Origin of the sequence: Paenibacillus sp. MAHUQ-63 (genome assembly GCF_028765165.1) — a bacterium.
GTDB lineage: Bacteria > Bacillota > Bacilli > Paenibacillales > NBRC-103111 > Paenibacillus_E.
This window is the reverse complement of record NZ_JARADB010000009.1, coordinates 57,620-83,018: the sequence shown is the minus strand read 5'-3', so window position 1 is coordinate 83,018 and position 25,399 is coordinate 57,620. Positions and strand designations below refer to the sequence as shown.

The 25,399-nt window shown below is 55.6% G+C and carries 18 protein-coding genes; 2 read left to right on the top strand and 16 right to left on the bottom strand.

The window, feature by feature from the left end; all coding sequences use genetic code 11:
* Window positions 1–157 precede the first annotated feature (157 nt).
* The 8 genes from PUT07_RS31555 to PUT07_RS31520 form a co-directional block, all read right to left on the bottom strand.
* Window positions 158–1,684 carry a DUF3502 domain-containing protein gene (locus tag PUT07_RS31555; RefSeq protein WP_274472757.1) on the bottom strand — a complete coding sequence of 509 codons (1,527 nt, stop codon included), beginning with the start codon at window positions 1,682–1,684 and terminating at the stop codon, window positions 158–160.
* Window positions 1,685–1,835: 151 nt separating this feature from the next.
* Complete coding sequence (locus PUT07_RS31550; protein ID WP_274472756.1) at window positions 1,836–4,103, bottom strand: AraC family transcriptional regulator; 2,268 nt, start codon at window positions 4,101–4,103, stop codon at window positions 1,836–1,838.
* 157 nt (window positions 4,104–4,260) lie between these two features.
* The gene (locus PUT07_RS31545) at window positions 4,261–5,172 is read right to left on the bottom strand and encodes an SDR family oxidoreductase (protein ID WP_274472755.1); all 912 of its coding nucleotides are present in this window, start codon (window positions 5,170–5,172) and stop codon (window positions 4,261–4,263) included.
* Window positions 5,173–5,254: 82 nt separating this feature from the next.
* Window positions 5,255–5,791 carry a GNAT family N-acetyltransferase gene (locus PUT07_RS31540; protein ID WP_274472754.1) on the bottom strand — a complete coding sequence of 179 codons (537 nt, stop codon included), beginning with the start codon at window positions 5,789–5,791 and terminating at the stop codon, window positions 5,255–5,257.
* Window positions 5,792–5,943: 152 nt separating this feature from the next.
* Entirely contained in the window at window positions 5,944–6,342 is a 399-nt protein-coding gene (locus tag PUT07_RS31535; protein ID WP_274472753.1) for a VOC family protein, read from the bottom strand.
* 73 nt (window positions 6,343–6,415) lie between these two features.
* Window positions 6,416–6,805 carry a VOC family protein gene (locus PUT07_RS31530; protein WP_274472752.1) on the bottom strand — a complete coding sequence of 130 codons (390 nt, stop codon included), beginning with the start codon at window positions 6,803–6,805 and terminating at the stop codon, window positions 6,416–6,418.
* Between the two features lie 74 nt (window positions 6,806–6,879).
* Window positions 6,880–7,503, bottom strand: coding sequence for a DUF2306 domain-containing protein (locus tag PUT07_RS31525; protein WP_274472751.1), 624 nt, complete (start codon window positions 7,501–7,503; stop codon window positions 6,880–6,882).
* Window positions 7,496–8,530, bottom strand: coding sequence for a DJ-1/PfpI family protein (locus tag PUT07_RS31520; RefSeq protein WP_274472750.1), 1,035 nt, complete (start codon window positions 8,528–8,530; stop codon window positions 7,496–7,498). The genes PUT07_RS31525 and PUT07_RS31520 overlap by 8 nt, the downstream gene beginning before the upstream one ends.
* Before the next feature lie 190 nt (window positions 8,531–8,720).
* Here PUT07_RS31520 and PUT07_RS31515 point away from each other — a divergent pair, with 190 nt between their 5' ends.
* Both PUT07_RS31515 and PUT07_RS31510 read left to right on the top strand, forming a co-directional pair.
* Window positions 8,721–9,413, top strand: coding sequence for a response regulator transcription factor (locus PUT07_RS31515; RefSeq protein ID WP_274472749.1), 693 nt, complete (start codon window positions 8,721–8,723; stop codon window positions 9,411–9,413).
* Window positions 9,410–10,501: a sensor histidine kinase gene (locus tag PUT07_RS31510; RefSeq protein WP_274472748.1), complete on the top strand. Its 1,092-nt coding sequence runs from the start codon at window positions 9,410–9,412 to the stop codon at window positions 10,499–10,501. The genes PUT07_RS31515 and PUT07_RS31510 overlap by 4 nt, the downstream gene beginning before the upstream one ends.
* Before the next feature lie 281 nt (window positions 10,502–10,782).
* Here the strand turns inward: PUT07_RS31510 and PUT07_RS31505 are convergent, their stop codons facing one another.
* The 8 genes from PUT07_RS31505 to PUT07_RS31470 all read right to left on the bottom strand — a co-directional run bounded on the left by PUT07_RS31505 (window position 10,783) and on the right by PUT07_RS31470 (window position 25,329).
* Entirely contained in the window at window positions 10,783–13,329 is a 2,547-nt protein-coding gene (locus PUT07_RS31505) for a glycosyl hydrolase family 95 catalytic domain-containing protein (RefSeq protein ID WP_274472747.1), read from the bottom strand.
* Entirely contained in the window at window positions 13,313–14,455 is a 1,143-nt protein-coding gene (locus PUT07_RS31500) for a glycoside hydrolase family 88/105 protein (protein WP_274472746.1), read from the bottom strand. The genes PUT07_RS31505 and PUT07_RS31500 overlap by 17 nt, the downstream gene beginning before the upstream one ends.
* Window positions 14,456–14,484: 29 nt before the next feature.
* A complete protein-coding gene (locus tag PUT07_RS31495; RefSeq protein WP_274472745.1) occupies window positions 14,485–15,624 on the bottom strand; it encodes an oligogalacturonate lyase family protein in 1,140 nt (379 codons plus the stop codon).
* A gap of 36 nt (window positions 15,625–15,660) precedes the next feature.
* On the bottom strand, window positions 15,661–17,718 hold the full coding sequence (locus tag PUT07_RS31490) for a glycoside hydrolase family 65 (RefSeq protein WP_274472744.1): 2,058 nt from the start codon (window positions 17,716–17,718) through the stop codon (window positions 15,661–15,663).
* Window positions 17,719–17,756: 38 nt separating this feature from the next.
* A complete protein-coding gene (locus PUT07_RS31485) occupies window positions 17,757–20,039 on the bottom strand; it encodes a helix-turn-helix domain-containing protein (RefSeq protein ID WP_274472743.1) in 2,283 nt (760 codons plus the stop codon).
* A 100-nt stretch (window positions 20,040–20,139) separates the two neighbouring features.
* Window positions 20,140–22,326: a glycoside hydrolase family 88/105 protein gene (locus tag PUT07_RS31480; protein ID WP_274472742.1), complete on the bottom strand. Its 2,187-nt coding sequence runs from the start codon at window positions 22,324–22,326 to the stop codon at window positions 20,140–20,142.
* Complete coding sequence (locus PUT07_RS31475; protein WP_274472741.1) at window positions 22,323–23,660, bottom strand: Gfo/Idh/MocA family protein; 1,338 nt, start codon at window positions 23,658–23,660, stop codon at window positions 22,323–22,325. Before PUT07_RS31475 ends, PUT07_RS31480 begins: the two co-directional genes overlap by 4 nt.
* A 121-nt stretch (window positions 23,661–23,781) precedes the next feature.
* A complete protein-coding gene (locus tag PUT07_RS31470; protein ID WP_274472740.1) occupies window positions 23,782–25,329 on the bottom strand; it encodes an extracellular solute-binding protein in 1,548 nt (515 codons plus the stop codon).
* Between the last annotated feature and the right edge of the window lie 70 nt (window positions 25,330–25,399).

The following is a 25,399-nucleotide window of genomic DNA, read 5'->3' as shown; positions in this document are numbered from 1 at the left end:
ACTCATTGCCGATGGCGGCGTATAGTCTTGCTTTTATCAATGAGTTCGAACGGTAACGGCTTGTAGGGGTACGAATTCTACCACACGACGCAGTACGGAGTTTACCAATTGAAAAAGCCGGCGAACCTGACATCCAGGTCGCCGGCTTGCTGGCCGTTTATTTCTTTTTGCCGGCCAAGAAAGCGTCCAGCTGCTTCTGATACTCATCTTGAATCTTCTTGATATTGGCGTACGCCTTATCCTTGAACTTCGCCAACCCTGCCTTCGGCTCGACGACCCCCATAATGATCGGATCGTACATCTCCTTGCCTACGGAACTCAGTTGAGCAATTTCGTTGGATACCGGGCTTGGGTCGAATGTAAATCCGGCCAAAATATCCGAGGTGAAATTGTTGGGATCGCGCTGCCACTTGTTCAGCTTAATGACGTCCTCCGGCAGGCTGGCATCAATGCGGTCCAGCTTGGAGTTCCAGCCCCATGCGAAGGGAACGCCGGCGTAAGGATTTTCTTTGATCGGTTTATACAAGCCTTCGCCCGCATCCTCCCAGTTCTTCCCTTTGATCCCGTAGGCGAGCAAGTCGTAATTATCCTTCTGATTCAGCCAGTTGACGAATTGAACGGCGCGTTCCTTATTTTTGCTGACGACCGGAACGGCGATGAAGTTGCCTGCTTTGAACGTGGAAGGCAGCTTCATGCTCGAATCGTATAGACTGAAGGCTTCTGCCGTTGCCCCCGGAACCGACTTTTCCAAGGAAGTCCGCGTGCTCAGCGCAACGCCGAAATCGTTGAAGGTGGATACCGCCGCTTTCCCCTTAGCGAATTCCGCATTTTTCAGAATCAGCGTATCTTTGGCGAGAATTCCGTCCTGATAGAGCTTATAGTTTTGCTCGAAATTTTTCATGATCATCGGATCCATGTTATCGAAAATATTATATGCTTTGCCGTCAGATCCTTTCGTATAAAGCCCGGGATAATTCGAAATCGGAGCGAGATTGGCTTTGGGATCCAGCATACCGGCCATCTTTATGCCCACATGCTCGGTGCCGTTCGGAATGTACGGCGTGATCTCGGGAGCTTTCTCCTTCACCGCGTACATGAATTTGACCAAATCGTCATAGCTCTTGATCGGCTCAATGCCAAGCTTCTCCCGGATGTCCTTGCGGATCACGAACGTCCACGGCCGGATGAAATTCACTTCCAGCGGAACCGCATACAATTTGCCGTTCACCTTATTGGCTTCCATCAACTGGGCGGAGCGGTTGCTCTTGATGTCCGGCCCCACTTTGTCGAGGATAGCGTCTAATGGCTCGTAGAGTCCTGCGGCAATATTCTGGTACGGATTATTATCCCAGATCAGGTCGTAATCTTCCGCAGACGACAGGGCAACCTGACGTTTCTGCAGGACATCCGCCCATGGGATGAAGACCACGTTCAACTTCACGTTCAATGTGCCGGCCAGACGGTTCTCCATCTCGCCTTTGACTTCGCTCCAGTTGGCCGGAGGATCCCCGGGGAACATAATTTTCAGCGTTACCGGACTCAACTTGGCACTGTCGGAAGCCACCGGTTTGCCCTCTGGCGATGCCGCACCGCCTGTCTCATTGGTCGAACCGCATGCGGCAAGTGTACCCGCTAATAATAGCGAGACTGCTGATAATAAAATATTTTTCCTGCTTGCTCTCATTGCTAACCCCTCCTGTGTGATGATCGATTCGTGATAGATCATACGCAGAACGATCTGTTGCCGTACAGTCCGGTATCTATCAATCAGTATGAATTGTTACAAAAGAAGGAGTTTGAATTTGCTAACACGCCGAGTACGAATTCCGACTCCCTTAATTCTTAAGCTCCGAGCGGTATTGGTTCGGCGTCATGCCGGTTGCCCGTTTGAACAGAGAGAAGAAGGTGCTCTTCGTTTGAAAACCGGATTGCACGGCGATATCCGCAACGGTCCAATCGGTCGTTGTCAGCAGATTGATCGCATATTCGATCCGCTGGTTCGTTATGTAATCCGAAATGGAGCACAGGAAACGGTCCTTGAAAATTTGTCTGGCATAGTTCACAGACATGGAGACGTGCGCCGCGATGTCATCGACGGTAAGCATCGGATTATGCAGATGATTACGCACATACTCGATCATCTCTGCTGCGACCTCATCCTTCCGGCTGGCGGTACTCTTCTTGCGATGCTGGTCCATAATCTGCAGCAGCTCTCGGTACAGCCAGGTCTTCACTTCTTCCAAGGTTGCAAATTGTTCCAGGAAAGTGTGAATCCCCTTCATCCCTTGAAACGTTGTATAGCTCTTGAAGCTTTTCATAATCGAATAAATAATGTGCGTCAACTGCAGCTTGCATTCTTCGTAGCTCAACGCCTGCATATGCATCGTAAGTTGATCCAAGTATCCTTCCAGCGCCATGTCGTTCTTAAGCTGCACGGAGTGAATCACTTGTTTCAGCAGCACTTCGTCCAGATCGCTGTTGTCTTTGCCTCGTTCATAGCGCTCCAGATCTTCTGAAGTAAACACCCTGTCCTCGTGATGGATGAATCCCAATAACGACAGTTCGTACAACTGCGTATAAATAATATGCAAATTCTCTTCCGCATCCATAACGGAGCTCATCGCGGCATGCAGTTCCAGCTTCAGCCAACGTCTGATCTGCTCCCTGACATCCTCCATCGCCCGGATGGCCAGCGCCCTCTCCTCTTCCGACCCGGAAGAGGAGAGTAAGGCGACGATGTGATCCGAATTGAAATCGACGGTTTCGGCCGAGAACCCGTGATTCGCAAGGACTTCGGCCATAATGTTCCCCATGGCGTAACGCAGCAGCTTCCGCGAAGCGAAATCGTACTGCTCTTCGAAGCGTCCGTACGACTCCAACCGCAGGACAGCCATACGAAACCAACCTGTCGCCAGGATGGCCGTTTCATTGCGAATGAATTGTTCAATCGGTTTGGAAGCTTGCGCATTCAGAATCCATTGTCGCAAGAAATCATCCTTGACCAAAGCTTGACTGCTCTTGATCGACAAGTCCAATTGCTCGAGCTGCTCCACCAACGAATGGAACCCGGTATGAATCGTCTCCATCTCATTATTCGTATTCTTCGTCTCAGAGGCGGTCTGCTTTTTGCCCAGCTTGCTCTGGATTTGCGAAGCCAAATCGCTGATGGGCTTCAAGCTTCGGTACGATTGCCAAAACAAGAATAATAAAAGAGCCAATACAAGTACGATCGAAGATCCGATAATTTCCACCCGGATTTTGGCGACCTTCGCTTGCCATAGAGAGATCGGCGACAGATGGTATACGTTCCATCCTTCGATAGGCAGCCGCTCTGTCCGAATCGACCATGTCTCGTTGCCGGACTTCCATTGCCAACTAGGTTCCGTGGTTCGGTTCGCCGCTTCCTGCAGCTCCTCGGTCAATTCTGGATCCGTATTGCCTAATATGAATTCGTGTTTCGCGCCTTCGATATAAACTTTATTCTGATCTTCCTGTGCAATCTGCAGCATGTTCTCATTCAGCAGCGGTTTACTGAACAGAATCGCGACATATCCCTGATAGCTCTGATTCGGCCCTGCTGCCGGGACGACAAGCGCCAGGAACGATTCGCCATCCGCTTCATGGTTAAAATACTGCATGTACGGCGTCTTCTGACCCCTTATGTAATTCAGCATCGTTTGATCGTAGAAATTCTTCGTCGTATAAACACTGGAGTCCGAAGTATAGATCTGATCCGTATTGAAATTGATTAAATATATGCCGTGTATGAACGGCTCGCTGCTCATAAATTCCCTGACGCTGATTGCCGCTTTGTTCAAGAATAAAGGGGAGTAATCGTCTCTTTTCATGTTCAGCCAGCTCGCAATGCTGTCGTCCGAGTACACTCTTAAAGCGAATTGGCGCAGCTTCTGCAGTGTGAATTCGGATGTCTTCACAACTTGTTTGATTTTCTCCTGATTCGACTTATCCATTTCATCCAACGCGCTCTTGGAAAACTGCTGGCTCAGGAATATCGTGAATACGAGGGTAAGCAGGCTTATAGCCAAACAGGAATACAAAAAGATGCTTAAATACATTTTCTTCGGCTTCATCCGGCTCCACATGCCCTATCATTCCTCCTGTACAATCTTAACTAACATAAGACAGGTGATGTGTATTGTACAGTATGAATCTTACCAAAAAGGTGCGGATTTTAACATGCGCCGGGACGGCGGTGGACAGCGGAAAAAGCCTGCCGCTTTCGCGGCAGGCCTGCTCTTTTCACCGGTAACCCGTCGTATCCGCCGGCTTGCCTGCCTCCTGCACTTCAACCAGATACCGCCAGCAGTCCGGCTGCGAACCGTCAAGGTCATAAAATCCGTAGACCCTCGCGAGCTCGCCGCTTGAGAGTGAGCGGCCGTTCCATCTGGCGGCCTTCGAATCCCCGGCCAGTGCGGCAACCGCACGCCCGACGTAACGCGTCGATTCGGAGATGCCGAAATGCGGTTCGGCCGCCGTAGCGTCCCGCCAGTTCGCTTCCTTCACGCCGAAGTGCTCGAGCATGATCTCCGAACGCATCCATCCCGGCGTTAAAGCGACGGCCGTGCATGCATGAGGAGCGAGTTCATGAGCCAATGATTTGGCCATACGATTGACGGACGTCTTCGCCAGATCGTAGAACATGGATAAACGGTAGTTGGTATCGTTATACGTCGCCGTACCGTCCGTCATCTCTACGACAAGCCCTCCCGCGTTGCGAATTAGCAAAGGAAGCGCGAAGTGGCTCGTTATAATGTGCGTATCAATGGCAAGCCGCAGCAAGCGAAATCCCTTCTCCAGGGACTGCTCCCACACCGGCACGTTCCACTCGGTCAAATGCTCGCCGCCCCAGATATCGTTGACCAGGATGTCCAGTCTCCCCTGCTCCTTCTCAATGCGGGTTATTAACGCTTGCACCTGATCGGGATCCAGATGGTCCACTTGGACCGCAATCCCCTGTCCGCCCGCATCGCCAACGAGCTCTGCGGTTTCCTCAATCGTCTCCGGGCGATTGTACTCGGACGGCTGCGACCGTGTCGTGCGACCTGTCACATAGACCGTGGCCCCGGCCGCTCCCAATTCGATCGCGATGCCTCTGCCTGCGCCTCGTGTCGCACCTGCCACCAAAGCTACTTTTCCTTGTAAAGGTTTCATCTAGGGTTACACTCCTTCGGTTGATCTGTTACCAAGTATAACCCTTAAGTATGTCAGTTTATGTCATGGATAGCGTGACGGGTTAGCTTCGTTGAAGCTGAATCCAGAACCGCCTGACGACATTTCCGTCCTCCTCCACGTATTCCGATTCGAAGCGGCCGCCATTTTTGACAATAGTTCTTTCCGATCCCACATTCCCCTTATCGCAAACAAGCAGCACCTTGTCCAAACCCATCTCTTGCGTCACTTGTAAAGCCAATGCCAGAAGCGCGGATGCATATCCCTTCCGTCTTTCTGACGGGCGGATGCCGTAACCGATATGTCCGCCGCTATTTAGGAGCTTCGCGTTAAGTCTGTGCCTTATGTTAACGGCCCCGACAATCCGGTTGTGCTCGTTCACAAGCCAATAGGTCGAATGCGGGACAAAGCTGTGATCCTCGATTTTATCCTCCGTATCTTGCGAGTACAGGAAATTCACCATCGCCGTAAAATCGTAGGGCTCTTTCTCCACTACCCATGGAACGATATCTTCGCCGGTCGATTTCCAGTCTTCGTAAAACGATATGTACTCCTGCTTGTAGTCTGCTGATGGCTTGATCAGTTTGACGGATTGGTGCATGGTTTGGCCTCCGAATCTTCTGACATAATAAAGACCTCCGTCAAAGTTAACACCACCCTACCTCGACGAAAGTCCTCTCGCTTCTCATAACGCGAGCCGCTGCCTAGGCAGACCCGCTCCTTATAAATCGGCTGCCGAGACAGCAAACCCACTCATACCTGCCCTCGTTGAATAGCATTGCAGGCACTCAACCTATTACCGTCCGGGTCTCCGAAACCAAATCCACCGTGATCCGAGCTCATATTCAGCACACCGACTTCAACCGATTGCTCGATGAGATAGGTTCGAAACGCCTCCAGATCAGCCGTATAGAAATCGACTACACTGTGGGTAATACCGTTAACGGTATTAACGAATTGCAGCCGGTGCGTATCCTCCGTTTGGCAAAGGAAAATTCCCGGCACACCTACCTCGTTAAATGTTAACATGGCATCATTGGCACTTCGGAACTGTATGTCTAATCCCAGCACCCTAACATACCATTCGATCGACCTGTCCAAATTCGAAACCGGCAGTTCAATGGCGGAGATTCTTGGAATGAACTTTCTCATTTCACCCGTCCTCGCTTCCGATAATCAATGGTATTAATTATTCATCAGTTAAAAAAAGCCTGCGGATCTCTGATCATTTCTTGCTCCCCGAACCGAACCCGATCACGTATCCATCCGGATCTTGAACCGAGAAATCCTTCCAGGTTCCCCAATCATGCTCGGTTACTTGAGGCTCGGAAGCAATCATGGCGCCATTAGATTTCAGTTCTTCATATAAACAATCAAGAGCATGAAGGTCTTTCACATAAGCGTATGTATTCCACGTACCTTGGTTAGGTCTGACGTCTTCTCGATTCGCTGCTTGAAGCAACTTGAAGCCTAAGCCGAAATTGTCACGAATAGCCCAGTGTTCATTCACTTCGCACCCTAAGGCGTTCTCATAATACCGCTTGGACTTCTCGAAATCGGAGACCAACAGGACGGTAAGCGAATTCTCGACTTTCGTTCTCATCACTTCCACCATTCATCACTCCTTCGAAACTGGTAAAATCACCCATCTTCAGAATAGCGAATACACGTTCGCTTGTAAAGGAAATTTTAGCCTATGCGCTTCTCGATCCTGAAGAGCGCTTCCGGGGCGGCCAACAGCAGTACAATCGAGCCGTATAAACCGATGGTGTAGCTGGTCGAGTACTCGACGCCGGCAACCTGGTTAAGTCCGAAGGTGAACAAGTGAATGAGCATATTCGTGAAACAAAAAGCATAACTCCGAATCATCCATCTCCGGTGCTGGGGAATCCGCTTTTTGAAAATATGAATAAGAGCAGCTGCCGTGAAGATCAACCAGAGGATGTTCAGCAGATTGAAGCCCATGCTGCTGATTTTCCCCCCGGTGGCGAACGGTGCCATGTACCCGGAAGTAAGCACGACAGCAAGCACGGACGCCGCATAGACATACCCGTTCAGGCGGTGTAAGGTACGGTGCTTCACATAGCTGCGGGAGGCAAAGTTAACGAGTCCCGATGCCATCGCTATACAAGCGAATCCAACATGTATGTACATGACCGTTAGCCAGATTCGGGGCTTAAGTTCACGCTCCAGATCCGCTTTATGACTTAGGAACGTCTCAGCGCCAGGGTTGATGATGAAGTTGTTAATCAGAGCATACAGGATGTATAAGGTACAGACACAAGCGATGATTTTATAAAAATGCCTATTCATGCTTTCCTCCCTCATGCCATACCCGCTTCCCGGTTAATTTCGACACCGGCAAAACACCGGCTTTGGCGGTACCTGTCATCCGGTCCCCGTCAACCTCTGCTTCGAATTTCAAATTCAACCGCATCGGTTTCATAATCCGCAGCGACCAGCGAAGCATCCGGCCATCCAGCTCAGGATCGAGGAATGGGCTCACCTCTTCCCCCATAGTCGCCGTGCCTTGCAGGATGCCGTTATCCGACCGAATACGGAGCTTCACCTCCAGCTTGCCGACCGGCGTCGTGATTGTCGCATCCCATTCCCCGTCGAAAGCCGGAGCCTCGCCGTTATCCGCTGCAGCTTGAGGTCTACAAGGTGCGGACGGCAGTTCTCTAACCGCTCCCCCGCTTCTCGGGACTATACCATGATTGCGCCATACCGTTCCTCTCCGCTCATACTCGAACAACCGCTCTACCGCATGTGCAATGCGAGGCCCCAGTTCCCGTTCTACCAAATGAAGGGCGACATCAAGTCCCGAGGTTACGCCTCCCCCGGTAACGAGATTGCCGTCATCGACGACGCGGGCCGTAACCGGCAGTGCCCCCGCTGCCTCAAGCAGCCCCATCCCCATATGATGCGTTACAGCAGGCCGGCCTTCCAGCAAACCTCCCATCGCCAGCACCAGAGAACCCCCGCATACGGTGGCAACCACGATATCCGGCTGCTGAAGCGCCTGCTCAAGGATGCCCGTCAACGCCGTGTTCACGGCTCTGTTCAGAATGACCGGAATAGCGTCAGGACCGTCTCCCTCCACCTCGCCGGCTGCGCCGGGTACTAGAATAATACCTTTATGATCCAGACTAAGCTTGCTCTGCGCTTCGATTTTCAATCCGTTCACCCCGCTCGTCACGAGGCCCGCTCCTTCCGCCGCAACGAATTCCACATGCAGCGTACCACGAGCGGCAGCCCCCGCAGCGCAAAATACTTCGTAAGGCGCAATCGCATCCATAAGATCAAAGCCGTCGAACAGCACGATTTGTACGGTTAACATTGAAATAACCTCCTTCTAGTCTAGTAAGAATAGCAGAGGAACCTCTCGAAATAAGCCCCATAAAAGTAACAAAACGATAAACAAACCGTCACAATATGTGAGGGGCTCGTTTGTTTTGGCGGGAGAGATGTTACACTGGGATATAGAAGAGGAAGAGCATTTCGCTCCGTCTAGTGAAGGTGGGATTAGTGTGAATGAAAGACCGACGATCCTGGTCGTGGACGATGATCAGAGCATCGTTGAATTGTTGAGGGACTTTTTGGAGAACGATCATTTTAACGTCGTAACGGTGAATGATGCGGCACAAGCTTGGACGGCGTTCCAACAGCACACGGTACATGGCATCATCCTGGACATTATGATGCCGGGCCAGAGCGGCTTCGAATTCTGCCGGAACATCCGGGCGGAGAGCAGCGTTCCGATCCTGTTCTTGAGCGCGCGCAGCGACGATGTGGACAAGATTCGCGGACTGACGCTAGGCGGCGACGATTATATCGTCAAAACCGCTTCGCCCGGCGAGATCGTGGCTCGCGTGAAGGCTGTTTTACGCCGCACGAACGCGTCGCAGCCAAACTTGGCCAGAGTATTGGACTATGGCCGTATCAAGTTCGATTTATCAACACGGGAAGTGTTCGTGGACGGCCAAACCGTTTCGCTCACGCCGAAGGAATATGAGCTGCTGCGATTGTTTGCGGAGCATCCGAGACATGTGTTTACATATGACCAATTGCTGGCGAAATTCTGGGAAGGCGTCGGCGATAAGCATACGATTCGCGTTCATCTCAGCCGGCTTCGCGAGAAAATCGAGCTCGATCCGGAGCAACCGCAATATTTGACTAATGTATGGGGAATCGGCTATCGCTTCGAGGGGGGCGTCCTATGAGCAAACTTCGTGTTCGCACGTATGCCTTGCTGAGCTTGGTGCTCCTCCTGACGCTGCCATGGATTTTCTTCGTAACGGCCCACTTCATCACAACTCAGTCGCTGCGGCTCGGAGCGGACCGGCCGAACTCGTCATACGTGATTCCCATGGTTGCGGCGTTCGCAGGGCTGCTGCTCGCCTTCGTTATTGTCGCCGTAAGGATGCGAAGGCTGCTTCTCCTCCCTCTGGAGAGGATGGGCCAGGCGGCAAGGCAAATTGCCGGGGGCGATTGGAACGTAACGCTCCCCCGAACGACGATCCGGGAAATTGCCGAAGTCCGGGACGGGTTCGAAATCATGGTGGATGCACTGCAAGCCGCGAACCGGAAGCAAGCGGCGCTGGAGGAGGAGCGGCGGTTCATTATTGCGGCCGTCGCTCATGATTTGCGGACGCCTCTGTTTGCTTTGCGCGGTTATTTGGACGGGCTCGAGCAAGGGATTGCCAGATCGCCGGAGCAGATCGCGAAGTATGTCGCCGTGTGCAAAGAGAAATCGGCGCAATTGGACCGGCTGGTGGAGGATCTGTTCACCTTCACGAAGATGGCGTATCTGGAAGGCGAACGCGTGGAACACATGGAACACGTGGAAATCGCGGAACGCACAGTTAGCTTGAACGCTATCGTTCAGCAGGCGATCGACAGTCTGAGACCGCAAGCACTGCGGAAACATATTGCGATCTCTGTCCATTACGCGCCGGAGGACTGTGAGCTTCAAGCGGACGCGCACTTGCTGGAGCGAGCCTTCAGCAATGTATTGGATAATGCTGTGCGGCATACGCCCGAGCATGGCCGCATTCTTGTACACTGCCGGCAGGAGGACGGCCGAATCACGTTTACGATCCATGATTCCGGGGCAGGCTTCGCGCCGGAGGAGCTCGAACGTATCTTCGAGCCGTTGTACCGGGGGGAGCAATCGAGAAGCCGGTCAACGGGCGGCGCCGGATTGGGGCTGACCATCTCGCAGCGAATTATCCGCCAGCATGGCGGCGAGCTTGCTGCGAGCAACCATCCGGACGGAGGAGCCGTCCTCTCCGGCTGGCTGCCTGCCTAGTGGTGAGGCAGGGTTAATCCGCCCGCCCCCCGACGGGATCCCGCGCTGCGGAAGTCATAGCTAACGGACACTGCAGCCGTTAACTCCGCCAATATCCTTCCGCCACAAAACTAACGGACACCAGCGACGTTATGTGCCCAAAATCGGGGCGAAATCGAGCCCCAAGCGGCAAATAGCGGTACTGGTGTCCGTTACAATCTCAAATAGGCTCGTTTTCGCCGAATAACGGCAGCTGTGTCGGTTAGCCCGCCGGGGGAGCAAACCACGCCGGGTAAACAGCCTCATATTCGCCGTTCCGCCTCCAAAACCACCGGCGGATCCCCCGCCTTCAGCTGTACCGAGTAGTATAGCTCCCCCAGCGGCGACTGCTGAACAGACGCACCGGTTACTACGCAGGAGCGTACCCATGCCGGCAGCTTGACGATGACGGCCGTCTCCCGCTCGGCTGTCAGCTCCGCGCGGAACATCCCCGACTCGGTGTCCCATTCCATGGCAACCTGTCCCGTATGAAATCTCCAGCGGGATAATCTCCCCCGCTTGAACCGTCCGGGCAGCGCAGGCAGCAGCTTAACGAAGCCCGGCGATACTTGGAGCAGCATCTCCTGGACCGCGTTCACCCAGCCCAGATTGGCATCGAGCTGAACCGGCGCCGCCGTCATGTCCATCGACACTCCCATCCCGCGCCAATCGTTGTGCAGCGTGAATAGATTGGGCAGCAGGCAGGCTCTTGACATCAAATCCAGACACTCGAGCGAGCCGTCTCCATCACCCAGCCGGGCGTAGATGGCGGCCATGTGCCCGAGCGACCAACCGGTCTGCGCCCCGATCTCGCGCTTGCTCACAGCCTTCTCGAAAGCGCGGAACAAAGCGGGGTCGGTCTCCTCGGTCACTTCATGTCCCGGGAAGAGCGGATACAGATGCGACAAATGCCTGTGCGCATACCGGTCTTCGAAATCGGGATGAATCCATTCGCTCACCGCTCCGTCGCGGTTCACCCGGTATGCGGGCAGACGCCCCAGCATATCCCGCCACGCCGCCGCATCCTTCTCGTCACGGCCAATAGCCTGGGTCGCCTCGATCAGATGCTGCAGCAATTCCTTCATGATCGCGATGTCCATCGTCGCGTTGATCGTTGTCGGCATCGGATGCGCCAGCGGCTTGCCGTCTTCCGGCATGTAATTGAGCGGCGTGTTCTCCGGCGATACGGAAGGGTACATGTTGATTTGACCGTTAGCGTCCGTCACAACAAAGTCCTGATAGAACGCCAATACCTCTCTCATGAAAGGAAGCGCGCGCTCCTCCAGAAACCCGGCCTCCTCCGTGAACCTGGCGTGCGTGATATAATGCTGGGCCAGCCAGCCGGCGGCTCCGGTCCAATTCAGAATGACCGGCACGATCTGGCTGGGTACGCCGACGCCCGCCGTCGTGCCCGCCGGAATATAGATCCCCCTGCAGCCATACAGCTTGCGCGCATTCGTCCGGAAGTCGTCCATCAGCCGCTCGTAATAGCGGAAAAGTGTCGGAACAAGCTCGCTTAATCCGCCGACATGCGCATGCCAATACATCATCTGGATGTTCTCGTTGGCCATGTTATGACTCCAGACGAGGCGGTAATCCCCGCCCCACAAGCCGTACAAGCCAAAGGGCTCCGCCTCCTCCGAAGCCGACGTGCCGCTGAGGAACAAATACCTCCCGTACGCCCACATGTTGCGGATAAGCTTCAGCGGAGCCTCTCCCTCATAGGCATCCAGCAGCAACCGTTCGTTGGAGCGAGGTTCCGCTACATCATCGCCAAGCTCCAGCAGTGCCGAGCGATAGAGCGGCCGATGCAGCGCGGTATGCCGCTCAAGCAAACGCTCATACATAGCGCCTGGAACCGCTGCTCCAGCCGAATGCAGCGCCGCAAGCTCGCGCTTCAAGCGCGGCCAGTCCTCTTCGCGTTTGCCGCCTACGAACACTTTGGCCAAAACAAGCACTCGGCTGGCGCCATTGAATCGGATGACGCCAGCCGCATCTGCATCTGCACTTGCACTTGCATTTGTATCTGCACTAGCACTTGCACTTGTATCTGCACCTGCATCTGCACTTGCATCCGCCCGGACCGCAAGCCCGCCATCCCGCACAATGCGCAGCACGGCGCCATAATCCGTGCCGTCATCATTGGTTGCCGCGTACCAAGCATGCACATCGTCTGCCCCTGTTGCCACGGAACGCTCCAGTTCCTTGAACTCCGGCGTATCCGCGAAGCGGTCGCTCGGATGAAGCTGCAGGCCGATTTCCCCGGCGATGCCGCTTCCGCCCTCTCCTTCAATTGCATAGACGACGCAATCGTCGGCACGGGAAACGAACAATGTCCGCTTATATCGGCAATTCCCGTCGTTCCAAGCGACTGTAATTTCGCCGCTGTCCATATCCAGCTCCCGGCTGTACCCGCGGAACGCGTGCCGGCACGGCATCGTCAGCCGGATGGCGGCAAGCGGGAACCTCGAAGCGAGCTTCGTCGCGTAGCCTTGCTCCTTCAGCGCATCCGCCAGCTGCCAGCTCGCTTCCAGATAACGCCGCTCGTCCATCAGCTGCCGCGTCCGCTCAAGCGTGCAGCTGACATCGGGCAGCTCATCCCGATGCCCCCAATGCCACAGCTTCGCATGATTCAGCAGCACCGTTTCCTCCTGAACGCCGCCGAATACGGACGCGCCCAGCACGCCGTTGCCGGCGGGCAGCGCCTCACGCCACATATTCCGCCACCAGGAGGCCGGATAGCTCAGCGTCAGCTTATCCTTATCGCGATCTTCCATCGGCTCCGCCGTCTCCTCATGCCGATTGTTCACGCAGCTTCTCCATCTCCACGCTGGCCAGCAGCAGCGGGGCGACCCCCATCAGCACGTCGCTGACAACCGCTTCGCTCAAATAATACGCATAGGAGCCGTCCCGGTATTTGCGGCCGCCAAGACCCGCACCGTGACAGATGCTATGCAGGTGCACACCCTGCTCGTCTTCCGTCACGAACCGCTGAAGAATCCCCTCATAAGCCCGTTCAACGACGCTCCGGTCGATTTCCGCCAAATAGTTCAGACGGATGCCTTTTGCGATGGCATAAGTCAGCATACAGGAGCCCGACGCCTCCAGATAGTTGCCTTGTTGGCCATTACAATCCATGACCTGGTACCAGAGGCCGCTGTCCTGATCCTGCGCGCGCACGACGCTGTTCGCCATCCGCTCGAAAATACCCATCAGCTGCCCCCGCTTCGCATGCCCGATCGGGAAATGCTCCAGCGCATCGACCAGCGCCATGGCGTACCAGCCCATCGCCCGGCCCCACACATGTCGCGAACGGCCCGTGCCGAAGCTGTCGCACCAGCGCTGCTCCTTCGTCTCGTCCCAGGCGTGATGCAGCAAGCCCGTCTGCGGGTTGCGCGTCCGCCGCTCGACCAATAGCAGCTGATGCGCCGTCTCGTCGAACCAGCTGCTGTCGTCGAAGGTACGGGCATATTCAGCCATGTAAGGCGACGACATATACAGGCCGTCCAGCCACATTTGGAACGGGTATATTTTTTTATGCCAGAATCCGCCTTCATCCGTTCGGGGCTGCCCGGCCAGCTGCGTGATCAGCAAACGCGCCGCCTTCTCATATTTGCTTTCGCCGGTTTCCCTCCACAGCCGAAGCAGATTTTTTCCTTTATTAATATGGTCGAGATTGTAATCTTCCAATTTATAGCCGTGAATCGATCCGTCTTCTTGAACGAACACGTCCATATGCCGTTTGACGAATTCATGATATTTGGCCTCGCCCGTCCAATCGCCGAGCTTATCGATGGCCGCCAGCGCCATTCCTGCGACGTAGCCCCACTGGTTTGCAATTTTCGGATGATAGCCATCCACGCTATGCGATAAAATGGTCTCGCCAACCTTCACGGACATGCGTTCAATCTTCGTATCCAGCATAGAAGCCTTCATAGCTTATGCCTCCTTCGGTTTGGATGTTGTTATGGCGTAAACATCGGCAGCACGGTCAAATCCTCCGGCACATCGACGAGATACAAATTACCGTATCCATTCTTATCGCTTGTAAAAAGCACACGCTTGCCCCCCGCGTCGAAGCGCGGATGCGCATGAACCTTCTGCGAGTGGAAGCTGCAGCGCAGCTCGCACAGCATGCGGGGACCGTCATAAACGCCGTCCCGTTTCCGCCAGATGCTCAGCGTTTTCACATGGCCTTTGCCGTCAACAATCGCTTGCCCCAGGCCGTCGGCATACCCATGCCACGTGTCGAAGCCGAACTCCGTCTCTTCCAGCCCTGTATTGTCATACCGGATGCTGCCGAAGAAATTCGTTCCATTCGTCCGGAACCCGTGATAACCGATGGTGACGCCGTCCGGAAAGAAAAATTCATGCCCCACCTTCTCACCCGGTTCCAGCCGTTCGCGAATTTTCCACGCTTCACCCGTGCGCAGATCCAGTCCCCAGATGCGGTGATCGACCAGATGCCAAGGCCCTTCATGGCAAAAGGTCAACAGCCAAGGCTCCGTCGGAGACGCATTGATATGCGTGATGAAGCGGTTGGCTTCGTAGACGGTCTCCGCGCCGCCGGCTCCTGCATCGATGCGAACGATCATGCTGTGAGGAGCGGCTTCCATCAGCTCCCGGTGCCCGACATACCCGTTGCCGAGATCCAGGCGAATCCGGTGTGACAAATCCTCTTGCACACAGGTATAGATGTGTTTCCCATCCGCGCTGGCGCTAACATTGCCAAGATGATAGCCCTGCGGCGCTTCATAGACGTTTTGCTCTTCCAGGCTCGCCAGATCGAGGCGCACGAGCTGTCTTCCCAGCTTCACGTAAGCTGCACTGCCGTCCGGCAGCAGACAAGCATCGAGCTGGTCGTTCCCGGCATAATCGGTCAACTGCGTGATGACACCGCTCTCCACATGCAGGCTGAACAAATTCGTACTATTCCCGCGGTCCGAGACGAAGAGCAGACGCTGCTCCCCGTCGTACCAGCCGCTCTCGGTAAAATATAAATGATGGCTGTGCGCCTTATAATCCGTCAGCTGCGTGACCTCAAGGCCAGTGAACCGGTCCGTTGCCGATTTCCGTTCCGAGGGCCATACCGTTCCTTTTCCCATGTTATCGCCTCCTGATTCCTCTCTCGTCCTGCTCGCTTACAGCCAAGGCTTCAAGCCTTCCCAACTCACCTTCCAGCTTCCATCCTGCGGGAATCCCGGATTACCGCCCTCCGGTCCGCCCTCCCAGCCCGCAGCCATCATGGCGACGGCCGCCAGCAAGCCTCCGTTGCCCGGCAAGTACGCCGACAATCCGGGACGCTGGTAATTGTGGCCGTTCGTCAAATACGTGTTCTTCGCCGCATCCAGGAGCAGGAAGTCTACGGCCAAGTCCAGCTCGCCAAGCCGGGCCGCCGTCATGGCGCACATCGGGAAGTCCCAGCCCCATGCGGAGCCCCATTTCCAGACGTCCTTCACTTTCAGCAGCGTGCTCAGCATGACTTCGCGGTCGATCATCGTGCCTGGCAGAATGCCGAGCGCGCCGAGCATCGACGGATGATCGTGATTCTTGGCTGTGAACGTATCCGGGCACAGCTCGTGGGCCAGATATACCCCCTCCAGCTGCGGCGGCTGGGCCATGTTCGCAGCAACCTCCGCCCACTTCGGATCGGGCGTTTCCTGCAAAAGCTCCGCCCAGCGCACCGCAATCGTCAAGCCGTACTTCCAGTACTCGAGCTCGTAGGGCGGATTCTTACTGCCTGCAAGCGGATGGCACTCCTGCGCCGGAATTAGCGGGGGACCCAGATCGTAAACTCGCTTCTCTTCGTCCCAATGAGCGTAAGAGACCATGAAATCGGCCGATTCATAGACAATATCGCGGAATCGCTCCAGCATCTCCCTGGTCGGCTCCGCTTTGTAGCACAGCTCCGCAAGCGCTATCGGATGCGGCTGCTGCCAGATCAGCCCGGGCGCGACCGGCGAAGGGCAAGGCTTTCCTTCGTAATCGACCATTTTCGGCCAGCGGGCGCCTTCGTACCCTTGTGACCGTGCCAGATCGCGGGCAACCGGCAGGATGCGGGTATACCAATCCATGCTTTTCAGCAAAATGCTCGCCCGCCCCCATAGCGGGAAATGTGCGCCATGCCACCAATGCATCTCCAGGTGAGATTTGCCGAACCAGCTGTTGTACATAAGTCCCGTCTCCTGCGGCGGCAGGGAGCCTCCGCTGTGCATCGCGCACAGGAACTGCGACAGAACGACGCGCCGCTCCAGCTCGTAGGCCCGCGGGTCCGAACTGCCGGAGAAATCGATGGACGCCCCGCTCAGCCAGAATTGCTCCCAATAGTCTCCGCTTGCAGCGATCGTCTCTTCTACCGGCGGTGCCGATTGAGCCGCTTGCTGATCGAAGCTGACGGAAAATTCGAACAATTCTTCTTGCTCTACCGGAGGGAACAAAGTGAACTCATGCGTTCCGGTCCGTTCGAAGCTGCCGTCCTTCCAATTCCAGCGCACCTCATACCTGTCCTCATCCATCGTTCGGACCAGCAGCGCTTCCCCATGGCCTCCTTCGCGAATCTCGGTCTTATGCCGGTCATCGTTCTCCCAGTCCGGGAATACCGCTTTGGCCCAGCCGGTATTCGTCATATCCGGCGCCGGGAAACGAATGAAAGCCTGCAGCCGCCCTTGCGTCACCAGACTCGACCGGACACGCACGCCGATGGCATCCATGGTTGGATGACAAGCCGTCGTCACCTGAACCGGCACCCCTTGAACCGTATACGAACTGTTCAGCACGCCCGTCCACAGATCGAGCTGTTGGCTGATCTCCTTCACGTCGGCCGCATCCGCGACTTCGCCCGATTCCAGCAGGAAACGGAACGAAACTCGCCCTAGCTGCAACCGGTGCGGGTTCATCCGCAGCCAGTGATAAGCCTCCGGCGTACTGCCGGGCTTCATCGGGTAGCCGACGAGTCTGCCGTGCGTTTCGAACATTTGATATTCAACATCCTGATCGGTGAAGCGATCGCGTCCGCCTGTATAATGCCATCCCCAGTTGGATTGCGTGCCAAGCGGCACTTCGTATTGTTCCGGGAAAGTCTGCAGCCCGGTGATATCGGCACTGAAAGCGAACTCGCCGTTACCGACGGAAAAAGGGGATAACGGATCCCATTTATGCAATTCCGGATTATGCCGTGTAATGATTTGTCGTCTGTCCATGGTTCCTCCTCATCTCATTGGCCCGGCAGGACGCCGCTCTATTCCAGCATAGCGTCCGTGCGGGTTCTCATCATATCCCGGTATTTGCCCGGGGTAATATTCTTGAATTTGCGGAAGCTCCGGATGAAGCTGTTCTCGTGCTGATAACCGACCATGACCGCAATATCCGAGATCTTATATTCGCTCTTCAGCAGCAGCTCGTCCGCACGTTCCAGGCGCAGCTGCGTCAAATAATTGTAGATGGTTTCCCCTGTTTCTTGCTTGAAAATCTGGCTGGCCAGGGAGCTGCTGATCCCTACCTCGTCGGCAATCTCGGGGATGCCGATCGCCTCGCTCAAATGCTGCTTCATATAATCGATCATGCGGTGGCATGTAATGAAATCCTTGCTTTGGATAAGCCGGTGGAAGCGCTGCACGAGCGGTAGGACCCGCCTGCTGAGTTCATCCTGAATGTCGCCCAGATGCAGCGTATCGAACCTCTCGAACGCGCTTTCGGCAGCCCCCTCGTCCTCCGCCTGCGACAGCTGCCCGATGCGCTCCAGCGCTGCTCGCAGGAACGTTAAAGCCGCTGAGGGATACCCGTATTGGCTTCGCACATCGGCGATTAGACGCTCGACCGCCTCCAACGAACCGGCCTCGTCCCCCGATTCAATCAACTGCGTCAGTTCATCCAGCGTTCCTTCATCCACAACCGTCTCCTTGACCTCATGCCCCGATACTTCATGGAACGGGATGATCTGCCCGTAGCCTTGGTAAAGCCGGTAGTGCAGGGCATTCTCCGCTTCCAGCATCGTCTGGCGCAGGCGTGCAATCTCCGTCTGCGGTGTGCTTACACCGGCCGAAACACTGAACTTGAGCAAGCTGGATACGACCTCGATCGATTCCTCCAGCTTGCGCTCAAGGTGGAGGCCCGCTTCAAGCGGTTGGAGCAAGATCGCCATCTTGTCTTTGCCGAAGTCGGCGCAGACAACCCGCCACTTCTGCTCGAACAGCTCGGCGGCAATGTTGGCGATTGCGAACTTGAGCAAGGATTGATCATCGCGGCTGTAAGAGCGGGACCATTCCTCATAACGGTCGATCGATAGAACGGCTACCGTCACCGGCTCGGCCGTCCATTCTCCGAAATAGCGGCTCCACTTCTCCTCGATGTCCCGTCTGCCCGTCAAGTTCCCTGTGTACATATCGTAAAGAAGCTTGGACGACGCTTCCGACATCGTCTCGCGGACAAGCTGGGACAGATGGGCATGGTTCGTGAGCAGCTCGCCCGCCAGCTTCTCCAGGTCGATGCCTTCGGGACTGAGCGACTTGCGGTCGTAAGCGCTGAACAGCTGCCTCAGCCTGCGGACCGGGCGGAAGGCGGCGGCATTGATGTAGAAAATCGTCGCGCAGCCAAGCCCCAGTGCAGCCACGGAGACGATCAATACGGCATTGCGTACCTTCTTGGACTTGGCCAGCAAGCTGTCCTGTACGACAATCGAAACGTATTTCCATCCTGTGACTGGCGAAACAAGTTGATTCACCAGCAGTTTGCGGTTCTGATGAGTAATGTCGCCGCTGCCGTCTTCCCGCAGCTCGGTGAGCGCCTGCCGGATCGACTCCTGATCGAAATCGTAATTGGAAACGGCATACAGAATCTCGTCATGCTCGTCGATGACGTACCGCATGCGGTCCAAATTGTTTAATACAGGAGGATTCAGCTTGGCGAACAGCTCCTCATCTTTGAGATTGACCGCGACTACGCCTTTGAGCTGCCCTTGAATCATAATTTTCCGGAACAGCGTAACCTCGGACCCTTTGCGCCCCGCTCCTTCCGGCACCTGACGCTTCTTGATCACCCTCAAGCCGCCGCCGAACTCTTCCGTCACCGAGGTCCAATCGGAGTCATCGAAGTTCACCTTGTTGGAGCTGTAGCCCTGCGGAATCGCGACGAAGCTCTCTCTGACCGTGTCATACACATAGATGCTCTTGATATACTTCGAATTGCTGATTAAGGTAGACAGCAGCTGATACAGCTCCGAGATATTGCCATACGAGTTTTGTTCCTCACTCGTCAGAAACGTATAAATATTCGCGTTCAAAGCCACCTGAATGGCGACATTATCGCTTTCTTTGATCACGTCATCGATCACGTTCATATTCAATTGAAGCAACTGGCGCTGCGGCTCGCTGAGCTCTTCCTGCAGCACGGATTTGGACGTATAGTAAGAGGTCAGGCTCACTGCCAAAATGATAAGAAAAACCGAAACGGTTAAAATGAACACGAGCCGGGTCTGCGTATGGGCCAGATTGTATTTCAACCACTTCATCATGGATTGTGTCACGTTGAGGTTCCCACCTTATAACAAGATCTTATTATTATAGCGCGATCCGCTCAATCGCGACACGTTCCGCCCGGCTTCTTATGCTCATCCCGTACCCTTATCAGATTGTCATCCCTAAACTGTTCATCATGGCCTGCGTTTCGATCCCGGCAAGCAGCACGATGCCGATCCCATGCGTGTCATTCAAGTTCCAGCCGAGGTCATGCTTATAGTAGGCATTCGAATAGGACCAGCTGGAGCCTTTGCACACGCCGTACAGATTGCCGCGTTTATCGATGGCGCGCGAGCACAAGCCGATCCATCCGGCGATTACCGCCTTCGTATAGACCTGCGGCTCCGGCAGCCATCCGTGGCGTACGCCGAGCGCGAAGCCGTACATGAACATTGACGTACAGGACGCCTCCTCGTACGATTCCGGATCCGTCAGTACCTGATGCCACAAGCCGTTCTTGCCCTGCAGCCGGAGATAGCCCTCCGCCAGCTCTTGATAGAAGCGAAGAATTCCCTTGTAGTTGGCATGCCCCTTCGGCAGCGCCTGCAGCAGGACGGCGAGCGAGAAGAATACCCAGCCGTTCCCCCGCCCCCACGTTGTCAGCGACGGTTTGCCGCTGCCGACGTCATAGACGTGGGACATAATTTGCCGCTGCGGCATATATAAGTACTTTTTGTACAACAGCATTTGACGGGACGCTTCCTCGACATATTGTGAATCCCCGGACAACTCGCTATAGCGGCATAGGAACGGTACGCTCATATACATGTCATCGCACCACATCGTGTTATGCATGCTTGGCGATACGCCGATGCGGCGGTACAGCGTCCCGTCCTCCAGGCGGTCTTGCACGTTCATGATGTAATCGGCGATGTCCTCCGCAACCGCGCGCGCCCCCGTCAGCTGCCGCTGCCGGTCCGCAAGAATCGCCAGCGCTCCGAAGGAGCCGCAATCATCGAGGCTGTCGATGTGCGACAGCTGATTATTCAAGCCCGCTGCTCCGAAATGCTTCCGGTCCCAGAGCGAATACGCATAGGTTGAAGTAGCGAACTCCACGTGGCGGGTTACGTATTCCGCGATATCGGCTCGTGCGAGCAGACGGCTCGTCTCGAGCAGCCCGTTCAATGTCACGCCCAACGGATAATTCCAACGGCCGAATAGCTCGTTCTCGAGGAAGGGGCGAACGTAAGCGCCCGGTTCATCCGTCGTCCAGAACACCTCGCCAGCAGGTCCGCTCGCCACCGTATCCATGCGCATATAAGTTTCTGCGCGAACTGTGCTGTCCGCGGCTAACGGTCCCAAATGCAGCCATTCCCCGGCATAGCCGTGAACCTTGACCGGCGCGAACAGCGCTGCATTCGTCAAATCCCCCAGCAGCCCGAAGCCCCAGCCTTCATCGCCGCAGGTGCTGTATGCCACCAGGCTGCCGCTTCGCCGGCACGCTTCCAGGTTGAAGCTGAACGTGCCCGCTCCGGCCGTTTCATAAACCGTATGTCCGTTCCAGACGAAGGTTACCGGACCGTAGGCGGTCCCCGAGACGGTAACGGGACCGGTCATCGCCGGATCGACCCGGACGGATGTCCAAGAGATCGCCTTCATCCCGGGAAGCAAGCCGTAGAGCCGTTCAAGGCGGCCTTCTCCGGGATTGCCGGAAGCTCGCAAGGGCAGCCAAGATCCCGTGCCTGCGGCCGCTTCCGCCTGAGCTGCAGCGGGAATCGGTACAAGCGGTCCCTCCATCGGAGCCGTATGAATCCACCCTTCCTCGCCCTCACGTTCTAAGGAAGGCGCAAGGAAGGCATACGGTTTATTTTTGCGGTTACCGGTACCGAACTCAGCTCCGCTGCTCCCGTCAGCCCGTCGGCCAAGCTCCAGCACGAAATGGTTCCAGCCCCGGACAAGACCGATCTTCAGCTTGAGCGACTGCGCCCCTTCCGCTTCCTCCTCCAGGGCAGAGCCGAAGCGCTGCTCCCCATTGTGAAACAAGCGGACGGGACCGAAACAACGAAGAAGAAATATAAACTCATGCGGCTCCTCGATCCACAGCTTCGCCCAAGCATAAACCCGTTGATCCGCACGCATCTCCGGAAACATGCGGTCGATCGGAAACGAATACGAGTGGTTATCCAGCTTGCGGATTTCGCTCGCCCGCGTCACCCTGTATACCGGGCCGTGAGGCGGATGCTCGCCGATATAACGCTGCGCCATGACGGTCAGCACATGAGGAATGTCCGTGCCGTTCGTTTGGGCGGCCATGCTTTCTTCCGGATCTATATAACGGGTTAAGGAAGTCGTCACCTGCCGCCCCCTCCTTTGCCGCTCAGACTGAGTTCAAGCTGAGGCAAGCCTCCGCCCAGCACTTCCGCGATAGTCACCGGCCGGTGTTCCTTCACCGATCGCCACACGGCTTCGCCGGTCGCAACCGAGTAAGCGCCGTCTACGGCTCCGGACAAAATCCGGTACGGCCGCCGGCGGTCTTCGCCCATGAACAGATCCTCCAGCAGCAGCGGATCTCCCCCTCCATGCCCGCCTTCCCGGTGTACGACATGGATCGTTTCCTTGGAACCGAATAGCGGGAAGTAATCGATCGTCTGCACCGGCGTCGGGAATGGCGTCCGGCTCGGCATATGATACTCCACCGACTCGATTCGGCCCTTCGTGCCGTTAATGGCCAGCCGGTATCCCTCGTACGGCAGGGAGAAGTTGACCGAATAGCTGAGGAGAGCGCCGCCGTTGTACCGAACCGTTGCCGTGTACGTATCTTCGATATCAATCTGCGAATCGAAGATGCATTGATCCGGCCGGTAATCGGAGTAAGGAAATTTATTTTTCACCGCACCCAGCGAACCGAGATGGTCGTCCTGTACTTGCAGGTTCTTACTGCGCGCATTCCAACGCGAATAATAATCGCATTCTTCCGTCAGCTCGCAGGTGCTGCAGAACCGGCCGTCTTCCTTCTTCGGATTCGCTTCCCCTTCCGCTCCGTAATAGTTCAAGGCGCCATAGGAGAACGCCTCGACAGGCTGCTGCCCGATCCACCAGTTCACCAGATCGAAGTGGTGCGTACATTTATGAATGGATAATCCGCCGGACAGCTCTCGGACCCGATTCCAGCGTTTGAAGTAACTGGAGCCGTGATAGGTGTCGAGGTACCAATTCAGATCAATCGACGTGATCCGGCCGAGCTTGCCTTCCAGAATCATTTCCTTGATCTTCGTATGGATAGGCGCATAGCGGTAATTGAACGTAACGGTCACCTTTCCCTTGCTGGCCTGCTCGGCATCCGCCACCCGCCTTGCGTCTTCACCCGTTGTCACCATCGGCTTCTCTGTGATTACATCCAGATCATGTTCAAGGGCCGCAATGATATATCTCGCATGCGTATCGTCCCGCCCTGCGACGATGATGACGTCCGGACGCGTTTCCTTCACCATCCGGTCAAATTCGTGCTCGCTATAGGTACCGATCTCCTGCTGCTCCGGAAATCTGGACCGGAACAGCTCGAAGCGAGCCTGGTCGCGATCCAACAAGCCGACCAGCTCACAGCTGCCGGAGAACGTCGATAGAATCGGCTTGGCGAACATCCCCAATGCCCGGCCGCTAACCCCGCAGATTGCATAGCGCTTTTTCATGAAATTCCATTCCTTTCCATGCCATCCGTAATGTTATCATTGCCAACGTGCTTGCAGCGCGTCAGGGCCCGCCAGAGGCCAAGCAGGCTCTGCAGCGGACCTCGCGCCGGTCTTCACACCGTTACTTCTTCACCTTCGCGTACCATTCCTGGACGCGCTGCGTGACCTTGTCGCCGCCCGCTTTATTCCAACGGTCGACGAACTCGTCGAATTTCTCCATCGGCCATTCGCCGATCACGATTTTGGTCAAGTATTCCTGGAACAGCTTGTGCGATTGAATATCCGGGAAGCCCTCGTACACGGTGTTCGGCAATCCGTCTCCCGCAATGCGGCGGGCATCGGCTGTATTGACGGTGAACATATCCTGCACCATCTTCTGCATGTTCTCCGGAATCGTTTCCTTAATCCGAATGTCCATATCCTCTTTGGTCGTCAGATTGCGCATGCCCAGGGCAAGCGGACGGCTATCCTCCGGCGGCAGCAGCACTTTCTTGCCGTTCACGACTTGGTGCTGCAGTCCTTCGATGCCGAAGCGGATGAATTCATCGTTGCTCTGATCGTAGAAGAAGTCGAGCAGCTTCAGGGACGCTTCCGCCTTGTCCTTGGCACTGGCCGGGATGATCCATTCCGGCTCGCCCATCGTCTTCATCGTGACGAAGCCTTGGTAGCCCTCTACTTTCGGTATCGGCATGCCGACAATATACGCATCAGGCGCTCCTTTCAGCATCGCGGTATAACGATCGCGCACATTGGCCGGAAGGTGGTACCAGCTGCCGACCAAATTGTTGTTGATTTTGGCCTGCCAGACGTCGCCTTTATTCAGGAACGTCTCATTATCCAGCAGCTTCTCTGCATACAGCTCACGGATGAAACCGATGGCCGCCTTCATATTCGGCGTAACGCCCGCATACTGAATCTTGCCGTCGTATACGTCCCACTCCGGACTTCCTTCCCACATGGCGACTCCGTAGATCCCGAACAAGTGGTCCATCCACTTGCCGAACTCCCGGCCCGAAGTCGGCAGCTCGTCCTTCACGCCATTGCCGTTCGGATCCTTATCGCGGAACGCCTTCAGCACTTCCTTGTATTCGGCTACCGTCTTCGGCATGGGCAATCCGACCTTATCCAACCAATCCTTCCGGATCATCGGCGCCCGCTCGGGAACGAGGAATACCTTTGGCACATAGTAGATATGGCCGTCCGGCGATGCCGAACGCACGACGTCCCACGCCTCCTTCGGCACGTTCTTCCATACATTCGGTGCGTACTTCGGCAGCAAGTCCTCCAGCGGCAGCGCGCCGCCCTGCTTGATCAGCGTCTGCTCGATCCCGCCGATCGGGCGCAGAATATCCGGCAGATCGTTCGATGCGATCATCAGATTCAGGAACTCCGTCGGTTCGGAGCCCGGAGGCGTCGTTGTCAGTTGATATTCGACCCCCGTCTTCTCCGCTACATATTTGACATGCGCGTTATTGGCATCCGGGATGGTGCCTACGCCCATATGACTTTTGAATACTTTCACTTGAACCAGCTTGTTGCCCTGCTCGCCGCCCTGCGCGGCGGGTGCCTTGTCCCCTTGCTGCGAACAGCCCGCAAGCACGGTGACCGCGAGCAGCGACGCCGCTGCTGCCGTCAGCGCAACCTTTTTACCGAATAAACGTTTCTTCATGCATGTAACCTCCCTTTTTAGTGGCACGTCAACGTAGGATTGCAATTGCTTATATGAAGCCTCTATGGCT